This is a genomic window from Arthrobacter sp. SLBN-122, from assembly GCF_006715165.1.
Classification (GTDB): Bacteria; Actinomycetota; Actinomycetes; order Actinomycetales; family Micrococcaceae; genus Arthrobacter.
The window spans coordinates 3,406,759-3,425,857 of sequence record NZ_VFMS01000001.1; the positions used below are offsets into that span (position 1 = coordinate 3,406,759).

A 19,099-nucleotide genomic window follows, 5' to 3' on the forward strand; every position below is an offset into this window, starting at 1 on the left:
CCCGGCAGGTCGGCCGGCGGGTACCGCATTTACGGGCACCGCGCAGGCGGGCACCTTGCACACGGGGACTGCGCCGGACAGGACCGGCGGATTCACACGGGTGCAGGCCGCTCCAGGGGGAGGAACGGGAATGGCAGTGAACCTTCAGCTTGTTCCGGCTGCCGCGGGCAAGCGGCTCGGCGCTGCCGTCATTGACTGGCTGCCGGGGGTGGCGGTGCTGGTGGTGGCGTTTGCCATCGGATTTGCCGGGATCACCCGGACCAGGAGCGGGGGCTTCATTGTCTACGACACCTCATCGCTGGTCCTCTTTGGCGGCATCGGCCTTGGCCTGACCCTGGCCTACCTGTCCGTGGTGCTCGGCCTGGAGGCCCGCACCGGCAAAACCCCCGGCAATCTGCTCATGGGGATCCGCAGCGCGGACCAGGACGGCTATGCGCCCGGCGCCGGTGCCGTCTTCCTGCGCGGCCTCATCACCGGGGCAGGCATCCTGCTGGCCGTGCTGGCTGCTGTGCTGGTGGTGGTCTTCAAGTGGTTCGACGCCGCCCTGTTCATCCTTGGCCCACTGCTGCTGGTAGGTGCTGCGTGGGCCGTGCTGGTGGTCGTTTCCAACCGCTGGGACAAGAACGGCGGGCTGCGCGGCTGGAATGACGCCGCCGCCAGGACCCTGGTGTTCGACGTCAAGGCCGGCCGCGACCCCATCACTACCGGCGGCATCCAGGGCCCCTACAGCTTCGCGCCGCTGGACCTTCCGCCCGTGCAGCAGGTGCTGTCCCCGGTGGCCGGGGCCACCGCAGCCCAGTCTCCGGCACCCCAGCCCTCCGCACCGCCAGCACCTTCGCCGTCGGCCACGATGCCGTCACAGACCATGCCCTACACCGCGCCGGCCTCCTTTGCGCCGACGGCACCCGCGCAAGCTGCCGGCCAAGGGATGATGCCCTGTTTCGCGCACGGTTTTGCATCGACAGGTTCAGCCGGACACCGGGTTCCTCCCCAGCACGTGGACGACGACGTCGAACGCACCCAGGTGCGGCCCGGAACAAGCGGCCCCGCCCCTGTCGCCGTCCTCCGTATCCGCCTGGACGACGGCCGCGACTTCCAGCTGGACCGCAGCGTCCTGGTGGGCCGCAACCCGGTGGGGCAGGCCGGGGAACAGCACGCACAGCTGCTGGCCGTGGACGATCCCGGGCGCTCCATCTCCAAGACGCACCTGCACCTGCTCACCGACGGCGCAGGTGTTTGGGTGACGGACCGGCAGTCAACCAACGGAAGCGCCGTCACCACCCCGGACGGCCTGCGCACCCCACTGGTGCCGGGCGTCCCCACGTTTGTTAACCCGGGATCCAGCGTGCATTTTGGAGACCGTACCTTTTACCTAGGACAGGCATGAACCAGCACCCCGCCAGTGTTTCCTCCACCATCCAGCCGGGGCCGGGACCCAGCCTCAGCTACGGCTACGGGACGGACAGGGGACTCCGCCGGGAACTGAACGAAGATTCCTACATCGCGGCCGACCCCGTCTTCGCCGTTGCTGACGGCATGGGGGGCCACGAAGCCGGCGAAATCGCCAGCGGCCTGTGTGTGCGGGCACTCGCCGAAATGCCCCAAGTCAGCACGGGGGAGCGGAGCATCACCGCTGCCGTCCTCCAGCAGTACCTGGTCCGCGCGGACAATTCCATCCGTGAGGCCACCGGAGCCCGCGCGGGCACCACCCTCACCGGTGCGGTGGTGGTGGAACAGATGGGCATGCCGTACTGGCTGGTCCTGAACATCGGCGATTCCCGCACCTACCGGCTCAGCCAGGGACGGTTCGAACAAATCAGCGTGGACCATTCGGAGGTCCAGGAACTCGTGGACGCGGGCGAAATCACCGCGCAGGAAGCAACCATCCACCCGCGCCGGCACGTGGTCACCCGTGCCCTGGGCACAGGGGACGAAACGGAGGCGGACTACTGGCTCCTCCCCGTGGAGGAAGGCGACCGCGTCCTGGTCTGCTCTGACGGACTGACGGGGGAACTGTCGGATGAGGAAATCCTGGGGATCCTCAGCACCGTGGCGGATCCGCAGGAGGCTGTGGACGCCCTGATCCAGGCCGCGCTGCGCAAGGGCGGGCGGGACAACGTCACGGCCATTGTGGTGGATGCCAGGAACGTTGCGAACGACGACGGTGCGGGCACCACAGCGCCCCGCCTCACCTCTGCTGACGGAGACGAAGTGACGCTGCCGCGCCCGCAGGCATCCGAAGCCGTGACGCAGCCGCTGCCCGAACCGGTTGAGGAGACGGCCGACCAGGACACCACTGCCCAACACTGGGAGCAGGGCAATGACGGCCGCTAGCTACATCCCGGGCACTTGGCTGGGCGTTGTCAGGTCCCGCACCGCTGTCCTCCTGGGCCCCGGGTCCTCAGCCGAACTCGCAGGCGCGCTGTGGGAGCTCCTGGCGGGCCGGCCCGAGCCGCACGAGGTCCTCGCAGCCGTGACCAGCACGTCGGGTGGATCCCTCACCCGGATTCCCTCCTTCGGCATCCTCGACTTCAACGTGTCCCTGCGGGTGTTCCTGCGCGGCGACATCGACCTCACCGTCGAGCAGGCCGGCGGAGCCATGGACCTTGACGGCCGGGACGTGACCACCTGGAACGAACGCAGGTTCGTGCTGCCCGGCACGTGCCGGGTGCGGATCGCAGATGGTGGCGCCGGCAGTCCCGGGCATGCCGCCGAACAACCGGAACTTCCGCTGGGTGAGGGTGTGGTGCTGCTGCAGTCCCTGACCATGGCAGCACCGTCCGCTCCCGCTGCCGTGGGTGGCCCGGCCGCAGCGGATGCCGCAGCAGTAACGGGAACTTCCGCCGCCGGCCCAGCGGCTGATGGCCCGGCTGCTGAAGTTCCGGCCGCTGTAATACCGGCCGCTCCCGCCGCTGAGGCAGAGCCCCCTGCTGACGCACCGCCCCCTGCTGTCCTGCCCGAAACGGAGGACGTGCCGCAGACCACCCTCCTTTCCGAAGCCACGCTCCTTTCCGAACATGGAGCCTCGGGTGAAACGGTGCTGGGAGTCATCGATGAGGACCCGGCCGACGAGCACACTGCTGGCGGGGCTGTGGATCTCCCGACCGCGGGCGGCCTGGACCCGGACGCCACGATTGCCCCGGACGGCATTATTGGCGTCGACGGGGAGAACCATTCGGACGGGGACAACGGGGAGATCATCGCCGACGGGGAGCTGGCCGGGGAAGCCGACGCGGTGCCCGAACTCCCCGACGCAGCGGACGCAGCTGCTGCGGGCGGCGCTTCCACCGGAGCCGGTGCCGGTTCCGCAGGGGAGATGACGACGTCCTACGACCACCTCTGGGACCGCACCGTGATGCGGCACATCGAAGACGCCGCCGTGCGCGAGGAACCCGACGCCGACTCGGGCCACGTTTCCCGGCAGCAACGTCCCGCACTGCCCGCGGCCGAACCGCTGCCCGCCCTCGGCGCTGCAGGAGAGCCTCCCCTCGAAGTTTCACCAGCCGGTCCAGGGACCGGCGCAGAAGCTGAAAACGGCGGCCAGTCCGGACCCGGCACCGGACCTGACCCCAGCCCGGAGGAGCGGCCTGCCGTGCCGCCCCGTCCCGCCTCCACCGGCGTCCTCATCGATTCCGTCCCATGGCGCATCGGGGGAGCCACGCCGGTACCTGCCCCGCCGCCAACCGCGGGCTCCCCGGCTGAGTCGCCGTCGGCCCCCGTTCCGGCTCCATCCACGCCGATGCCTGCGGCACCCGGCCGCGGCCCCGCCGGCCCGGCCCCCGGTTCCAGCCACGACCCCGGATCCAGCCCGGCATCGGGATCCTTTCCAGCGACGGCGTCCGGTGCCGGCAAGGAACACAGCACCAGCCAGGAACACAGGGCCCACCAGAAACACAGCACCAGCCAGGAACACAGCTCCGGCCAGGGGCCGGGCGCCGGGTTCGGCGCCGCCTTCGACCCTGACCACGATGGCCAGACGGTCATGAAGAGCAGCCTCCCGGGAGCAGTATCCGGTCAGGCAACGAACGCACCGGCCGTTCAGCAGGACGCCGCCGGCGGGCCGCTGGTGCTGGCGCGCGTCTGCGCGCAGGGCCACGCCAATCCGCCCACCCGTGCCCAGTGCAGCGCCTGCGGGGGTGCCCTGTTGCCTGATGCCGTGCAGGTGGCCCGTCCCCGGCTGGGCCGGATGCGCCTGTCCACCGGCGAACTCCTGGACCTCGACCAGTCCATGGTGATCGGCCGGCAGCCGTCCGTGTCCCGGGTCCAGGGCGGCGTCATGCCGCGGCTGGTCCAAGTGGCAAGCCCCGGCGGGGACATTTCCAGGTCCCATCTGGAGGTGCGGCTCGAGGGCTGGCACGTGATGCTCTGCGACCTCAAGGCCACCAACGGCACGGTCCTGGTCCGGGAAGGGCAGCCGCCGCGGCGCCTGGCCCAGAACGAGATGGCCATCCTGCTCGACGGCGACATCGCCGAACTGGGCGACAACATCTCACTGCGTTTTGAGGAGATTCCTTGAGTTCCAAACGGCCCGTTGCGCCGCCGCCCCGCATCCCGGGGTTCACCTATATCAGCCTGCTGGGGTCCGGCGGGTTTTCCGATGTCTACCTGTATGAACAGGACCGGCCGCGCCGCAAGGTCGCCGTCAAGGTGCTGCTCTCGGACCTCAAGACCGAAGGCGCGCGGCGGCGTTTCGAGTCCGAAGCCAACCTCATGGCCCAGCTGTCCTCGCACCCGTACATCGTCACGATTTTCGAGGCTGAAGTTACGGACGACGGGCATTCCTACCTGGCCATGGAGTACTGCTCCCGGCCCAGCCTGGACGTGCGGTACCGGCGCCAGCGCTTCAGCGTGGACGAGGTCCTGGCCGTCGGCATCCAGGTGGCCTCCGCCGTCGAAACCGCCCACCGGGCCGGGATCGCCCACCGCGACATCAAGCCCGCCAACATCCTGGTGACGGACTACAACCGTCCCGCCCTCACCGACTTTGGCATCTCCGGCACCCTGGCCGGGGATTCAGACGACGATTCGGGCATGTCCATTCCCTGGTCCCCGCCGGAGCAGTTCCGGGACGGCAGCGTTGACGGCGTCATGGTGGACGTGTGGGCCCTCGGCGCCACGCTGTACACCCTGCTGGCCGGACGCTCCCCCTTCGTGATGCCCGGGGCAGACAACTCCCAGCGTGAACTGATCAACCGGATCTCCAACATGGCGCTGCCCAAACTGGGCCGTGCCGATGTGCCGGAATCACTGGAACTGGCCCTGGCCACGGCCATGGCCAAATCGCCCCTGTCCCGGTACTCCTCCGCGCACGCATTCGCGCTTGCCCTGCAGCGCATCCAGGCCGAGCTCAACCTTTCCGTCACGCCCTTCGAGGTCCTCGAGGAGCCCCAGCAGGAAGAGAGCCACCCGGACGACGGCACCGAGGAGACGCGCGTCCGCAGCATTGCCGCCATCGACCCCGAGCGGACCGGCAGCGCCCCCACGTTCCCGGCCCGTACGCGCCCCAACCCCAGCGGCACCGGGACAGACGCAACGGGCCGCAGGGGAGGCGCCCTCCCGCCGTCGCACTTTACCCCCGTGACGCCCGGCCAAGGCAAGCCGACTCCCCCGGCGGTGCCCTCCATTCCGGCCCGCACCACCTGGGCTGCAGCCACCGGAACGGCGTCGGCAGGGGCAGCCGCGCCTCTTACAGGCGCGGGCGACGGCGCCGGGCAGGGGGAGTGGGCCCAGTCCACCGTCCTGCGCGGCAGCGCAGGGCCGGCCAGCTATGGCGCGCCGGTAACGGACACGGCGGGAGCTTCGCAGGACACTGCCTACACCGCCGACGCAACAGTGCAGCGGGCCGTGAAGGTGGACGAGCCCGGCGAGATGCCGGAAGCAGACCACAGCAAGCGCAACCTGTGGCTCGCGCTCGCCGGCGGCACCCTCCTGGCACTGGCGGCAGTGGTGGGCATCGTGGTGGCGAACACGGCAACGGGCACCCCGAAGGTCGTGGAAACCCAGCAGGCCAGCAAACCCCCGGCCGATGCTCTGGACAACGGCACCGTGCCTGACGTCGAAAGCCTTAAAGGCACTATCGGCGGCGACGGGGAAGCCAGCTTCACGTGGACCAACCCGCAGCCCAAGGACGGGGACACCTATAAGTGGAAGGTGTACACCATCGGCGGCGGCGAAGGGGGATTCCAGGCCATCGCACAGCCGCCGGTCCGGGTCCGTCCCAACCCGACAGGGCAGACCTGCATCCAGGTGATGATCGTGCGGACCGACGGCGCATTCTCACCGCTTGGGTCCGGCTCCATCGCGTGCGCCGGCCAATGAATCTGCTGCACAGCCAGCCGCAGTTTTCACGGTGTGACCAGCACACCGACTACCGCAACAGTTCTGCCTTGAGGAGGCACAGATCATGGGGGATCTAGCAATCGATTTCTGTGGCGAATGGTACGAGCCATCGGATGAGGACATCTTCAATATCGGCCGTGAAGGCGACCTTGAGGTGGACGACAACCCGTACCTGCACCGGCAGTTCCTGCAGGTGGCCCGCTACGACGGCATCTGGTGGCTCAGCAACGTTGGCAGCATGCTGTCCGCCACCGTCGCCGACGCCTCCGGTGGAATGCAGGCCTGGCTGTCACCCGGAGCCCGGATCCCGCTGGTCTTCAGCCACACCAACATCATCTTCACGGCAGGGCCCACCACGTACGAGTTCGCCGTCCACCTGAAGACGCCGTCCTTCCGGCAGGAAGCCCGGGAAGGCGCGTCCAGCGGTGACACCACCATCGGCCCCGTGGTCTTCACGGACGCCCAGAAAGCACTGATTGTGGCGCTCGCCGAGCCCGTGCTTCGGCGTGAAGGCACCGGGTTCAGCACCATCCCGTCCTCCGCGGCCGCCGCCAAGACCCTGGGCTGGGCACTGACCCGGTTCAACCGCAAGCTGGACAACGTCTGCGACAAGCTGGACCGGGTGGGCGTGGTGGGACTGCGCGGCGGCGGCGGCAAGCTCGCCACCAACCGCCGGGCACGCCTGGTGGAGCACGCCGTCACCACCCACCTGGTGACGCCCGATGACCTGTACCTCCTGGAGAAGATGAGGGGCGTGGACGAAGGATGAGGATCCGGCTGACACTCCGCCGCGAACCCGCCGACGCCAAGGACCTGGCCGTCACGGTGGACGGCATGGCCACCGTGGCCGATATCGCCACCGTGTTGTGGGCGGCGGACCCCGACCGCAAGGGTACGCCTGCCCCGGACAACCTCTCCCTGCGGATCGACGAAGCCTTCGTGGGTGCCGGCATCAGCGGGAACATCCTGGCCCGGGAGGACAACCTCCTCGAATCCGGCCTGCGCCCCGGCTCGGTGGTGTCGCTGGCCCAGGTCAGCGGGCAGTTCCACGAACCCGGTGCCGGCAGGGGACCGGCGGCGGCAACCCTGCGCGTGCTGTCCGGGCCCGACGTCGGCCGCGAATTTTCGCTGCCCACCGGCACCAGCTACATCGGCCGGGACCGGGACGTGGACATCCGCCTCACGGATCCGCTCACCTCAAAACGGCACGCCCGCATCACGGTGGGCGACGCCATCGAAATCGTGGACACCAACTCCGCCAACGGCCTCCTGATGGACGGACTGCCCGTCACCCGCGCCACTCTGAACTCCTCCGACACGGTGACCCTGGGCGACACCACCGTCACCGTGGTGCCGCTGGGGCACAACCATGCGGCAGCACCGACGTCGCCCCTGGTGGACTTCAACCGCTCCCCGCGGGTGGTGCCCCGTTTCGAGGTCCCCAAGCGGGTCCTGCCTGCCGGGCCCAAGCGCCCCGAGGACCATCCCTTCCCGTACATCATGCTGGTGGCGCCCCTGATGATGGGCGCTGTCATTTTCGCGGTCACGCAGAACGTGCTTTCCATGGTGTTCATGCTGATGATGCCGCTGTTCATCGTGGGCCATTACGTGGACCAGAAGATGCGGACCCGGAAGCAGCAGAAGGAACAACTCAAGCAGTTCCGTGCCGCCATGGCCGCGTTCCGGCAGGACCTCACCGGGCTGCAGCAGGTGGAACGGGCGGTCCGGCTGCAGGAAGCGCCGTCCGTCAGTGACACCGTGGACGCCATCTACAAGCTGGGGCCGCTGCTGTGGACGCACCGGCCGGAGCACTCCTCATTCCTGGGCCTGCGGTTCGGGCTGGGCACCGCACCGTCGCGCATCCCGCTGGAAGAGCCGTCCAGCAACGACACGGAAGTCCAGTACAGCCGCGAAATCCAGGACTGCATCAAGCAGTTCAGCGGGATCGAAGGCGTCCCCGTGGTCTCCCAGCTCCGCACCTCCGGTGCCTTGGGGATTGCCGGTGCCCGCGGCCTGGTGGACGACGTAGCCCGTGCCATGGTGCTGCAGCTGGTGGGACTGCATTCCCCGGCCGAGGTGGTGCTCACCGCCATTACGTCCGCCCGGTCCCGGGAGCGCTGGAACTGGCTGCAGTGGCTGCCGCACGTTGGCTCGGGCCACAGCCCGCTGGGCGGGGACCACTTGGCCGCCGGTGCCGCCGGCGGTTCTTCCCTGCTGGCCCGCCTCGAGGACCTGGTCGAGGCCCGGGAGGCAGCGGCCAGGCGGGCAGGCCCGGACCTGCGCCCCGGCATCGACCCCGTGAAGCACGAGCTCGAAGAGCCCGTGCTGCCGTCCCTGCTCGTCATCGTGGAAGATGACGCCCCCGTGGACCGCGGCCGGCTCACGCGGCTGGCCGAACGCGGCCCTGACTCGGGCGTGCACATCCTGTGGGTGGCCACCGACGTCCAGTCGCTCCCGGCCGCCTGTCGCGACTTCATGGTGGTGGACGGCGACCACGGCGCCACCACCGGCCAGGTCCGGCTGGGCCGCCATACGTACCCCGTCAGCTGTGAGAGCGTGGACGCCGAGCTCGCTGCCCAGCTGGCCCGGATGCTGGCACCCGTGGTGGATGTGGGCAAGCCCGTCAATGACGATTCAGACCTGCCGCGCGCGGTGTCCTACGTGACCCTGATCGGCAAGGACTTCCTGGACAACCCGCAGGCGGTGGTGGAGCGCTGGACGGAAAACAATTCGCTGCACGCCACCGCCGTGGCCAACCGCAAGGACAACGGCACCCTCCGGGCCTTGGTGGGGTCCAAGGGCATCGAGCCGCTGTACCTGGACCTGAAGAACGAAGGGCCGCACGCCCTGGTGGGCGGCACCACCGGCGCCGGCAAATCCGAGTTCCTGCAGTCCTGGGTGATGGGCATGGCTGCGGCCTACAGCCCTGACCGCGTGAGCTTCCTGTTCGTGGACTACAAGGGTGGAGCCGCATTCGCCGACTGCATCAACCTTCCGCACACCGTGGGCCTGGTCACGGACCTTTCCCCGCACCTGGTGCGCCGGGCCCTCACCTCCCTTCGCGCCGAGCTTCATTACCGCGAGCAACTGCTGAACCGGAAGAAGGCCAAGGACCTGCTGGCCCTGCAGCGGGAGGCAGACCCGGAAGCCCCGCCGTACCTGGTGATCATCGTGGACGAATTCGCCGCCCTGGCCAGCGAGGCGCCCGAGTTCGTGGACGGCGTGGTGGACGTGGCCGCCCGAGGCCGCTCCCTGGGCCTGCACCTCATCCTGGCCACCCAACGTCCGGCGGGCGTCATCAAGGACAGCCTGCGTGCCAACACCAACCTCCGCGTGGCGCTGCGCATGGCCGACGAGGACGACGCCACAGACATCCTGGGGGTTCCGGATGCGGCCTACTTCGATCCCGCCATTCCGGGCCGCGGTGCGGCCAAGACCGGTCCCGGCCGGATCCAGGGCTTCCAGACCGGCTACGCCGGCGGCTGGACCACCGACAAACCGCAGCGCCCCCAGATCGACATCGTGGAAATGGCCTTTGGTTCCGGCCCCAGCTGGGAAGCGCCGGCGCTCGAGAAGCCTGCGGCGCCGGAGCCTGCGGGCCCCAACGATATCGCCAGGATGACCTCCACCATCGTGCACGCCGCCGACACACTGGCCCTCCGGCCGCCGCGGAAGCCATGGCTGGACGAACTGGCCAAGACCTACGACTTCTCCAAACTGCCCAATCCCCGCACCGACGAACAGCTGCTGCTGGGCGTCGCTGACGATCCCGTGCACCAGGACCAGCCCACCGTGTTCTATGAACCGGACCGCGACGGCAACATGGCCATTTACGGAACAGGCGGTTCCGGCAAGTCCGCAGCCCTGCGGGGCATCGCGATTGCAGCGGCCGTCACACCGCGCGGCGGTCCGGTCCACGTCTACGGCATCGACTGCGGCTCTGCGGGACTGCGGATGCTGGAGGAACTTCCGCACGTGGGGGAGATCATCAACGGCGACGACGTCGAACGCGTGGGGCGGCTGCTGCGGCTCCTCCGGGACATCGCCGAGCTGCGTTCGGCACAGTTCGCCGAGGTGCGGGCCTCCACCATCGTCGAATACCGGAAGCTGGCCAACCGGCCGGATGAGAAGCGGATCTTCGTGCTGGTGGACGGAATGTCCGCCTTCCGCGAGGCGTATGAGCACAGCAAGCTTTCCGGGCTCTGGGACATCTTCCTGCAGCTGGCCACGGACGGCCGCACCCTGGGCATCCACCTGGTGGTGACGGGGGACCGGCCCAACGCCGTTCCCGCCTCGCTCCTCGCCTCCATCCAGCGCCGCCTGGTCCTGCGCCTCTCCTCGGAGGATGACTACATTTCCATGGACGTGCCCCGGGATGTCCTCACCGCAACGTCGCCCCCGGGCCGTGGCTTGCTGGACGGGCTTGAAGTCCAGCTGGCCGTCCTGGGCGGGAACTCGAACCTGGCCCTGCAGGCCCGCGAAGTCCACAAGCTCAGCGAAGCCATGCTGCGGCAGGGCCTGGAAACCGCCCCGGGCATCGAGCGGCTCCCCGAGCAGGTGGACCTGGATGTCCTGCCCACCGGCAGCCCGGACCTGCCCGTGATCGGCGTGGACGACGAGTCCCTGCAGCCGGCCGAAATCATGGCCCGCGGACCGCTCCTGCTGGCCGGCCCGCCCGGGGCTGGGCGCACCGTGGCACTGGTCACCCTTGCCTACGCGCTGCGCCGCTCCAACCCCGCCACCGAGCTGGTCTACCTCGGGTCCCGCCGGTCCGCCGTCGCGTCCCTCCCCATCTGGAACCGCGCCGTGGTGGGCCCGGACGACCTCGCCGGGGTGGTGGAGGACCTGGTGGAACACTCCACCGGAAACCCGGGAACCGTGGCCTTCTTCATCGAAGGCCTCACCGAGTTCACCGACACTATCGCCGAGTCCGGGATGGCGCAGCTGGTCACCGCGTCCCTCAAGGCCGACCAATGGGTCATCGGCGAGTCCGAGTCCTCCACCTGGTCCTCCGCCTGGCAGCTTGCCCAGCCGTTCAAATCCGGCCGCCGCGGCCTGCTGCTCAACCCAGGGGACATCGAGGGTGACAGCCTGCTCAACACCTCCCTGGGCAGGGTCAGCCCCGACTTCATTCCCGGCCGCGGTTACGTGGTGGGACGGGGCAAAGCCAGGAAAATCCAGGTGGCGCTCCCGCCGGAAAACCGGGACTGAACAGCACCGATAAAGGCGGGGCCGCGTCCACCGGGATTTGCGGCCCCGCGGGGCGTTGTAGAAGACTGCCGGGGAGACCAGAAAGCCGCGGCGGGGGGACTGCGCGCATCGAAAGGTAGCAATGACCCCGCCCGCACCGTTACTCCGGACTGTTTCGACGACGGCATCAGCAGCTGTCCTCGCCCTGGCCATCGGTTTCTTCCCGACCGGCCCGGCACTCGCTGCAACTCCTGAACCCTCGCCCACAGGCACCCAGGCCACGGCAGAGTGCGGGCTCATCTGCGTGCCTATCCTCGCCAACAACCCGGACCCCGGGCGGCCGCGTAAATCCAAGGAGCCTGCCCGGCCGCCCGCCCAACCGGCGCCCCCGGCGGAGCCGCCGGCCCAGCCGGTCCAGCCCCAGCCGCCGCAGGGAACCACGCCGCCGCAAGCAGATACCCCTGACCCGGCCGCGCCGGCCGCGGCTGTTGAGGAAGTCCCGGACGGGTACGCCACGGAAAACCCCTCAGCCGCTGCCGGTTACCGCCCGCCCACGGGCCCCTCCAGCGGTGTGGACTGGAACAGCCCCGTCACCCGGACTGCCGGGCCTGCCCAGATGGCTGCGGCTTCTCCCGCCCGCGCCCAGGGCCCCGACGGACCAACGCTCCTGCCCATCGCCCTGGGGACGCTGTTGGTGGGCGTTTCAGCCGGCGCCTTCGCCTGGTGGAACCGCAACCGGAACCGGTTCCGCTCACACTGAGCCGTTTGACCGCCGTGCCAGGCGACTGTCGGAGGTGTAAGGCAAGATAGGTCTGTGAGCACAGGACCAGGACCCGCAGAACAGACCGCCGCCCGGACCGAGGCACCCAATGAGCCCGATGCCGTTCCCACCGAAGCCCTCCGCGAGGAATACGAAAACCTCGTCGACCTGGTGCGGAAGTACCGGTTTGCGTATTACCAGGAGGATTCACCCCTGGTCTCGGACGCCGAGTTCGACGCCCTTTTCCGCCGCCTCGAGGAGATTGAGGCGCTGCACCCGGAACTGGTGTCCAACGACTCGCCAACCCAGGAAGTGGGCGGCGAGGTCTCCGCCGCGTTCGCGCCCGTGGAACACCTGCAGCGGATGTACAGCCTGGAAGACGTTTTCTCGCTGGAGGAGCTGGAGGCCTGGCTCAACCGGGCTGAGGCCAGCATCGAAAGAATCGGGGACGGCAGCGCCAAGGCAGCCTGGCTGACCGAACTCAAGATCGACGGCCTGGCGGTCAACCTCCTGTACCGCGACGGCAAGCTGGTGCGGGCCGCCACCCGCGGCGACGGAACCACCGGCGAGGACATCACCCACAACCTGCTCACCATCAAGGAAATACCGCAGGAACTGCGTGGCAGCGGTTTTCCCGCCGAGATGGAGGTGCGCGGGGAGGTCTTCATCCCGTCCGAGGCGTTCGCCGAGTTCAATGAAACCCTGATCGAGGCCGGCAAGGCACCGCTGGCCAATCCCCGCAACGCTGCCGCGGGTTCCCTGCGGCAGAAGGATCCCGCCGAGACGGCCAAGCGGCCCCTGAAGATGTTCGTCCACGGCATCGGCGCCCGCGAAGGCCTTGCGGCCGGCAGCCAGTCGGAAACGTACGGGCTCCTCAAGGAGTGGGGCCTGCCGGTCAGCCCCTACTTTGAGGTGCTGGAGACCCGGGAGGACGTCCTGGGCTTCATCAAACGGTATGGGGACCAGCGCCACAAGCTGCTTCACGAAATTGACGGCATCGTGATCAAGGTGGACAGCTTCGCCACCCAACGCGCCCTGGGCAACACCACCCGCGTTCCCCGCTGGGCCGTGGCCTACAAGTACCCGCCGGAGGAAGTCCACACCAAGCTCCTCGACATCCAGGTCAACGTTGGCCGCACCGGCCGCGTCACCCCCTTCGGCGTCATGGAACCGGTCAAGGTTGCCGGCTCCACGGTGGAAATGGCCACCCTGCACAACCAGGACGTGGTCAAGGCCAAGGGCGTCAAGATCGGCGACATCGTGATCCTGCGGAAAGCAGGCGACGTCATTCCCGAGATCGTGGGCCCGGTCCTTTCCCTCCGGGACCAGCAGGACCCGCCGGTGCGGGACTTCGTCATGCCCACCGAATGTCCCTCCTGCGGCACGCCGCTGGCACCGGCAAAGGAGGGGGACGTGGATGTCCGCTGCCCCAATTCCAGGTCCTGCCCGTCCCAGCTTCGCGAACGGGTCTTCCACGTTGCAGGCCGGGGTGCCTTCGATATCGAGGCCCTGGGCTGGGAAGCGGCCATTGCGCTGACCCAGCCGGCCGAACCCGAAGTCCCTCCTCTGTCCTCCGAAGCCGGGCTGTTCGACCTCACCCCCGAGGACCTGGCCGGCGTTAGGATCCGCCGGGAGAAGAAAACCAAAGGCGTTCCCACCGGTGAGTACGAGCTGGTGCCGTACTTCTTCAGCAAGGGCACGGCCAAGTCGCCGTCCAAGCCCACCGCCACCACGCAGAAACTGTTCCAGGAGCTCGAAAAAGCCAAGACCCAGCCGCTGTGGCGGGTGCTGGTGGCACTGTCCATCCGGCACGTGGGCCCCCGCGCATCACGGGCCCTGGCGCAGGCATTCGGCTCCATGGACCGCATCCGGGCAGCGTCGGAGGAGGAACTGGCCCACGTGGACGGGGTGGGCCCCACCATCGCCGCGGCACTGAAGGAATGGTTTGCCGAGGACTGGCACCTTGACATCATTGACCGCTGGGCAGCCGCCGGGGTGCGCATGGAGGACGAACGGGACGAGTCCAAGCCGCGCACGCTCGAAGGGCTGACCGTGGTGGTCACCGGTTCCCTGCCCAACTTCAGCCGCGACGAGGCCAAGGAGGCCATCCTGCAGCGCGGCGGCAAGGCCGCGGGCTCCGTCTCGAAAAACACCAGCTACGTGGTGGCCGGCGAGAGCGCCGGCAGCAAACTGGACAAAGCCGGGCAGCTGGGGATTCCGGTGCTGGATGAGGACGGGTTCCGGCAATTGCTCGACGGCGGCCCGGCAGCCCTGGGGGATGCGGCAGCAGACGGCGCGGCACCTGGTGGCGGCGAGGCTGCACCGGACGCAGATGATAACGAAGAGGCGGCTGTACCGGCCTTTGCAGGGGAAGACACAGTGGAGGAGAACGCATGACGTCCGCAACGGAGCTGCTGGAGGTCGCCAAACAGGCGGCCGCTGCCGGTGCCGGGGTCCTTTCCAGCCGGGACGGCAACGCGCTGGATGCCAGCAACAAGGGGGCGGCCGGGGACTGGGTTACTGCCTTTGACGTTGCCGCCGAGAACGCGGTGCGGGACGTCATTGCCGCTGCCCGCCCGGGGGACAGCATCACCGGCGAGGAACAGGGTAGCACCCGCCCCGCGAATCCCAGCGGCTACCGCTGGTCCATCGACCCGCTGGACGGCACCACCAACTTCATCCGCAATATCGTCTACTACGCCACCTCCGTGGCAGTTGCCGATGCTGACGGCGCCTGGCTGGCCGGCGTCGTCAATGCTCCTGCGCTGGGCCGCATCTACTACGCTGCCCGCGGCCAGGGTGCCTGGCTGGAGGAGCGCGGCACGGTTACCAGGCTCGAGGGCCCCGTCCCCGGCCGCACCGGGCAGATCCTGGCCACCGGGTTCAGCTACGAGCCCGGGATCCGTTCCCAGCAGGCTGCCGCCTTCGCCACCCTGATGGATGGGTTCGCAGACGTCCGCCGGCTTGGGTCCGCGGCCCTGGACCTGTGCATGGTGGCTGACGGAACGCATGACGCGTACGGCGAGCGGGGCCTGAACGAGCACGATTTTTCGGCCGGGGCACTCATTGCCGAGGAGGCCGGGTGCTGGGTGCGCAGGCCGCGCCTCACCAGCCCCCTCGACGGCGGTCCCACCGATGATGAACGGCTGGACGCCTGGACCTGCGCCGCCAGCCTGGAGCTGTCCGGCAAGTTTCCGCTGTAGGTGCCTTTCCCGTCGCCGTCGTTCCCTACTGGCCCGGGGAAGCACCACCCCACGGCCGGTACTGATAGTTCGATCACGGAAAGCACGTTTCCGCCGGAACCGGGGCCGCCCCGCCACTACCATTGATGGGTGCAGCAGCCGTTAACCATCCGTCCCGCAGTCGAAGCCGATTTCCCCGCCGTGGCCCGCATCACCGGCGACTCGTACCTGTCGGCAGGCTATTTCGACGACCCCGCCCACCCCTACATGGTCAAGATCATGGACGTTGCTGCACGCGCCCGGCAGGCCACCATCTGGGTGGCTGAACGGGAAGGAACGGTTATCGGCTCCGTCACCCTGGCGCTGGCGGGGGAACCCTACGCGGACATCGCGCTGCAGGATGAGTTGGAATTCCGCATGCTGGTGGTGGACCCTGCCGTCCAGCGCAGCGGCGCCGGCAAGGCCATGGTGGAAGCCATCCTGGGCCACGCCAAGACCCTCCCCGGCATCCGTGGAGTGTCCCTCACCACCGGCAAAGCCTGGGAAAGCGCCCATGGTCTGTACCGCAAGACCGGCTTCGAGCGCGTGCCCGAACGGGACTGGTTCGTCCCCGGAACCGACACAAAACTACTGGTTTACCGGCGCGACCTGTAGCAGCCCTACAGTGGTGGCGACCCATTCCAGCTTTGAAAGGCCACCCATGCGCAAAACCTTCGGCAGCGGATCCGTCTGGGAACAGACCCTCGGATATTCCCGCGCCGTCCAGGTGGACAACACCCTTTACATCTCCGCCACCGCGGCAAGCGGGGACGACGGAATCGTCGGGGACGACTTCTACACCCAGACCCAGTACATCCTGCAGAAACTCGGCAAGGTGCTGGCCGACGCCGGCTTCGCCTACGGGGACGTGGTGCAGTCCAAGCTGTACCTGACGGACATCAGCAAATGGGAAGAGGCCGGCCGGGCACACGGCGAGGTGTTCGGGGAGATCCGCCCCACCCTCTCCCTGGTCCACGTGCTGCCGTTCCTGGACCCGAAGATGCTGGTCGAGATCGAACTGGTGGCCCAGAAAGCTGCATGACGCGATCCACGCATCCTACCGCGCCGGCAGGCCGTACCTGTGTTCCGGCCTGCCGGTAGTTCCGTAGCGGAGCTGGATGTCCACCGCGCCGTCGTCCGCCAGGGAGGACAGGTACCGCTGTGCGGTCGCCCGGGAGACGCCCACCCGGGAGGCCACTTCAGCGGCGGAATACTGCTCACCGGGAACCAGGGATTCCAGCACCGCCGCTTCGGTTGCCGAGCGGGGTTTCGACGACGGGGTGACATCGCCCGGAATCAGCGAACGTTTGGCACGTTCCACTGCCTCCTGGTCCAGTGCCCCCGGCTGGCCCAGGAGGCGCCGGTACCGGGCATAGGAGCGCAGCTGCTGGGACAGTGACTCCGCGGTGAAGGGCTTGAGCAGGTACCCCAGGGCGCCGCGGCGGAACGCCACCCGGAGGGATGCGGCATCGGAGGCGGCGCTGAGGATGATGGTGTCCACATCCAGCTGCTGCAGCAGGTCCAGGCCGGAAGCGTCCGGCAGGTAGACATCCAGCAGCACCAGGTCAGGCCGCAGGCTGTGGATGGCCTGCAGCGCCAACGACGCCGTACCCGCCGGCGCCAAGGCCATGAACCCTGCCACCGAGTCAACATAGGCTGCATGGAGCTTGGCCACGTGGAAGTCATCATCCACGATCAGGACCCGAAAATCGTCAGCCATTCTCATCCTTTCCGGCTGCCCCCGGGGTGGCGGCGGCAGGTTTTCCCGCCGTCGTATGCGGAAGGGTGGCCATGAACACGGCACCCGGCCCGCCCTTGGTTCCGCGCTCCAGTACCTTCACGTCGCCGCCGCGGCGCCGTGCCAGCTGGCGCGCCAGGGCCAGTCCGAAGCCCTGCCCGCCGCCTGCCCGGACGGGGCCGGAAGCGGTGGTGAAACCTTCGGCAAACACGCCCTCCGCGTCCGTGCCCTCTGCCAGCCCGTCGCCGGAGTCCGCCACCACGATATGCAGTGTGCCGCCGTCGTCTGCCGGCTCATCCAGCACCTCAAGTTCAACCCAGCGGTCCGTCGATGACCCCGCCACGGCGGCGTTGACGGCGTTGTCGATCAAGTTGCCCAGCACGGTGGTGACATCCTGGGCCTCCGTGACCTGCCCCCGGACCAGGGTCTCCGGGCCGATGCGGAGGGCGACGCCGCGCTCGTCCGCCTCCACGCCCTTGGCGCCAACGAAGGCCTGAAGGTAGGGGTCCTGCAGCAGTTCGGCCTGGTCCACCGGGAACTTCAGCGGACCGGTGGCGGCCAGCCGCGCGAGGTAGTCGCGCGCGTCCTGGTGCTGGCCGATGCCCAGGAAGCCCGCCAGCGTGTGCAGCTGGTTGGCGAACTCGTGCCGCTGGGCACGCAGCGCCGTGGACATGGTGCCGACGGCGTCCAGCTGGCGGGTCAGCTGCTGCAGCTCGGTACGGTCCCGCAGCATGATGACCCAGCCCAGGTCCTCGCGCCGGTGCAGCGCCTTGCGGGCGTTCGCCACCAGCACGCGGCCGCCGGCCACCAACTCCAGTGCATCCACGGGGGAGCCTGCCGTGCCGGGGACATCAGTGCCGGAGCCCGGGCGGGTCAACGCTTTCAGCTGCTCCGGAACCGGCGCTTCCTCCCACCGCGTGCCGGCCAGGTCGGGCAACGCCAGCAGGCGCTGGGCGGCGGCGTTGAAGACGCTGACCCGGCCGTCGGCACTGACGCCGATGACGCCGTCGTCCACCCCCTGCAGCACCGCCACCTGGTCATGGACCAGCGTGCTGATCTCTTCCGGCTCCAGGCCCAGGGTGAGCCGCTGCAGGCGGCGGCGCAGCAGGAAGGACCCCAGGATCCCGGCCAGCAGGGCGCCCGCGGCCGTCAGCGCCACCGGTCCGATGTCGCGGGCCACGCTTTGGGCCACGGTCTCCATGGAGTAGCCCACACTCACCTCGCCCACCACGGTGGCGGTACCTGGGGCATATACGGGAACCTTGGCGCCGGCGGAGGGACCCAGGGTGCCGGTGTTCCGAGTGGTGATTTCCTGCCCCGACAGCGCCTCGGACGGATCCGTGCTCACCTTCTCACCCAGCCGCTGCGGATCCGGATGCGCCAGCCGGATGCCGGTTTCGTCGGTAATGACCACGAAGAGGGCGCCGGTCCGGGTCCGCGCTGCCTCGGCGGAAGACTGGAGCGGCCCGGCCAGCAGTTCGGCGGGCGGGGGAGTGCCGGGCTGTTCGCTGATGGCCAGGACGTTGGCCCTGACCTCCGGATCGGAGGCAACGGTGCGGGCCAGCGTAAGTGCCTGGTTTTCGGCTTCGCTGCCGACCCGGTCGTATGTAAGCCACGCGTGCACGGCGGCGCTGAGCAACACAACGAGCAGCACCACCGCCAGCTGCAGCAGCAGCGTCTGGGTGGAAAACCGCAGCGGCGGCCGGGGCGCGGAACGCTGCATTGGTCCTCCTTGACGTGTGTGGGCGGTGCGGCCAAAGGCTGCGGCTTCAGCGCGAGAACGCTTTGAGCACAATGAGCAAAATGCTCCCAATAAGCAGTATGCCAATCAATTGAGCCAAAGGCACTGCC

At 68.7% G+C, this 19,099-nt stretch carries 13 protein-coding genes; 11 read left to right on the plus strand and 2 right to left on the minus strand.

The features are described 5' to 3' along the window. The first annotated feature begins 130 nt into the window (after window positions 1-130). From FBY36_RS15660 to FBY36_RS15710, 11 genes are all read left to right on the plus strand, one after another. Complete coding sequence (locus FBY36_RS15660) at window positions 131-1,387, plus strand: RDD family protein (RefSeq protein ID WP_142120860.1); 1,257 nt, start codon at window positions 131-133, stop codon at window positions 1,385-1,387. Further along, window positions 1,384-2,334 carry a PP2C family protein-serine/threonine phosphatase gene (locus FBY36_RS15665; RefSeq protein WP_142120862.1) on the plus strand — a complete coding sequence of 317 codons (951 nt, stop codon included), beginning with the start codon at window positions 1,384-1,386 and terminating at the stop codon, window positions 2,332-2,334. Before FBY36_RS15660 ends, FBY36_RS15665 begins: the two co-directional genes overlap by 4 nt. Further along, window positions 2,321-4,516 (plus strand): FHA domain-containing protein, encoded by a 2,196-nt coding sequence (locus tag FBY36_RS15670; RefSeq protein WP_142120864.1) that lies wholly within the window; start codon window positions 2,321-2,323, stop codon window positions 4,514-4,516. Before FBY36_RS15665 ends, FBY36_RS15670 begins: the two co-directional genes overlap by 14 nt. Further along, on the plus strand, window positions 4,513-6,318 hold the full coding sequence (locus FBY36_RS15675) for a serine/threonine-protein kinase (RefSeq protein WP_142120866.1): 1,806 nt from the start codon (window positions 4,513-4,515) through the stop codon (window positions 6,316-6,318). The genes FBY36_RS15670 and FBY36_RS15675 overlap by 4 nt, the downstream gene beginning before the upstream one ends. 85 nt (window positions 6,319-6,403) lie before the next feature. Next, on the plus strand, window positions 6,404-7,108 hold the full coding sequence (locus FBY36_RS15680; protein ID WP_142120869.1) for a hypothetical protein: 705 nt from the start codon (window positions 6,404-6,406) through the stop codon (window positions 7,106-7,108). Continuing rightward, complete coding sequence (locus tag FBY36_RS15685; RefSeq protein WP_142120870.1) at window positions 7,105-11,550, plus strand: FtsK/SpoIIIE domain-containing protein; 4,446 nt, start codon at window positions 7,105-7,107, stop codon at window positions 11,548-11,550. The genes FBY36_RS15680 and FBY36_RS15685 overlap by 4 nt, the downstream gene beginning before the upstream one ends. 121 nt (window positions 11,551-11,671) lie before the next feature. Further along, a complete protein-coding gene (locus tag FBY36_RS15690) occupies window positions 11,672-12,289 on the plus strand; it encodes a hypothetical protein (protein ID WP_142120872.1) in 618 nt (205 codons plus the stop codon). 54 nt (window positions 12,290-12,343) lie between these two features. Then, window positions 12,344-14,686 carry an NAD-dependent DNA ligase LigA gene (gene ligA / locus FBY36_RS15695; protein ID WP_142120874.1) on the plus strand — a complete coding sequence of 781 codons (2,343 nt, stop codon included), beginning with the start codon at window positions 12,344-12,346 and terminating at the stop codon, window positions 14,684-14,686. Further along, window positions 14,683-15,492: an inositol monophosphatase family protein gene (locus FBY36_RS15700; RefSeq protein WP_142120876.1), complete on the plus strand. Its 810-nt coding sequence runs from the start codon at window positions 14,683-14,685 to the stop codon at window positions 15,490-15,492. Before ligA ends, FBY36_RS15700 begins: the two co-directional genes overlap by 4 nt. 129 nt (window positions 15,493-15,621) lie before the next feature. Further along, window positions 15,622-16,125 carry a GNAT family N-acetyltransferase gene (locus tag FBY36_RS15705; RefSeq protein WP_142120878.1) on the plus strand — a complete coding sequence of 168 codons (504 nt, stop codon included), beginning with the start codon at window positions 15,622-15,624 and terminating at the stop codon, window positions 16,123-16,125. 46 nt (window positions 16,126-16,171) lie between these two features. Then, window positions 16,172-16,552: a RidA family protein gene (locus FBY36_RS15710; RefSeq protein ID WP_142120880.1), complete on the plus strand. Its 381-nt coding sequence runs from the start codon at window positions 16,172-16,174 to the stop codon at window positions 16,550-16,552. Between the two features lie 15 nt (window positions 16,553-16,567). Here FBY36_RS15710 and FBY36_RS15715 read toward each other — a convergent pair whose 3' ends face one another. Together FBY36_RS15715 and FBY36_RS15720 are read right to left on the minus strand one after the other, a co-directional pair. Beyond that, complete coding sequence (locus FBY36_RS15715) at window positions 16,568-17,230, minus strand: response regulator (RefSeq protein WP_142120882.1); 663 nt, start codon at window positions 17,228-17,230, stop codon at window positions 16,568-16,570. Next, window positions 17,223-18,971, minus strand: coding sequence for a sensor histidine kinase (locus FBY36_RS15720; protein WP_142120884.1), 1,749 nt, complete (start codon window positions 18,969-18,971; stop codon window positions 17,223-17,225). Before FBY36_RS15720 ends, FBY36_RS15715 begins: the two co-directional genes overlap by 8 nt. Window positions 18,972-19,099: the final 128 nt, after the last annotated feature.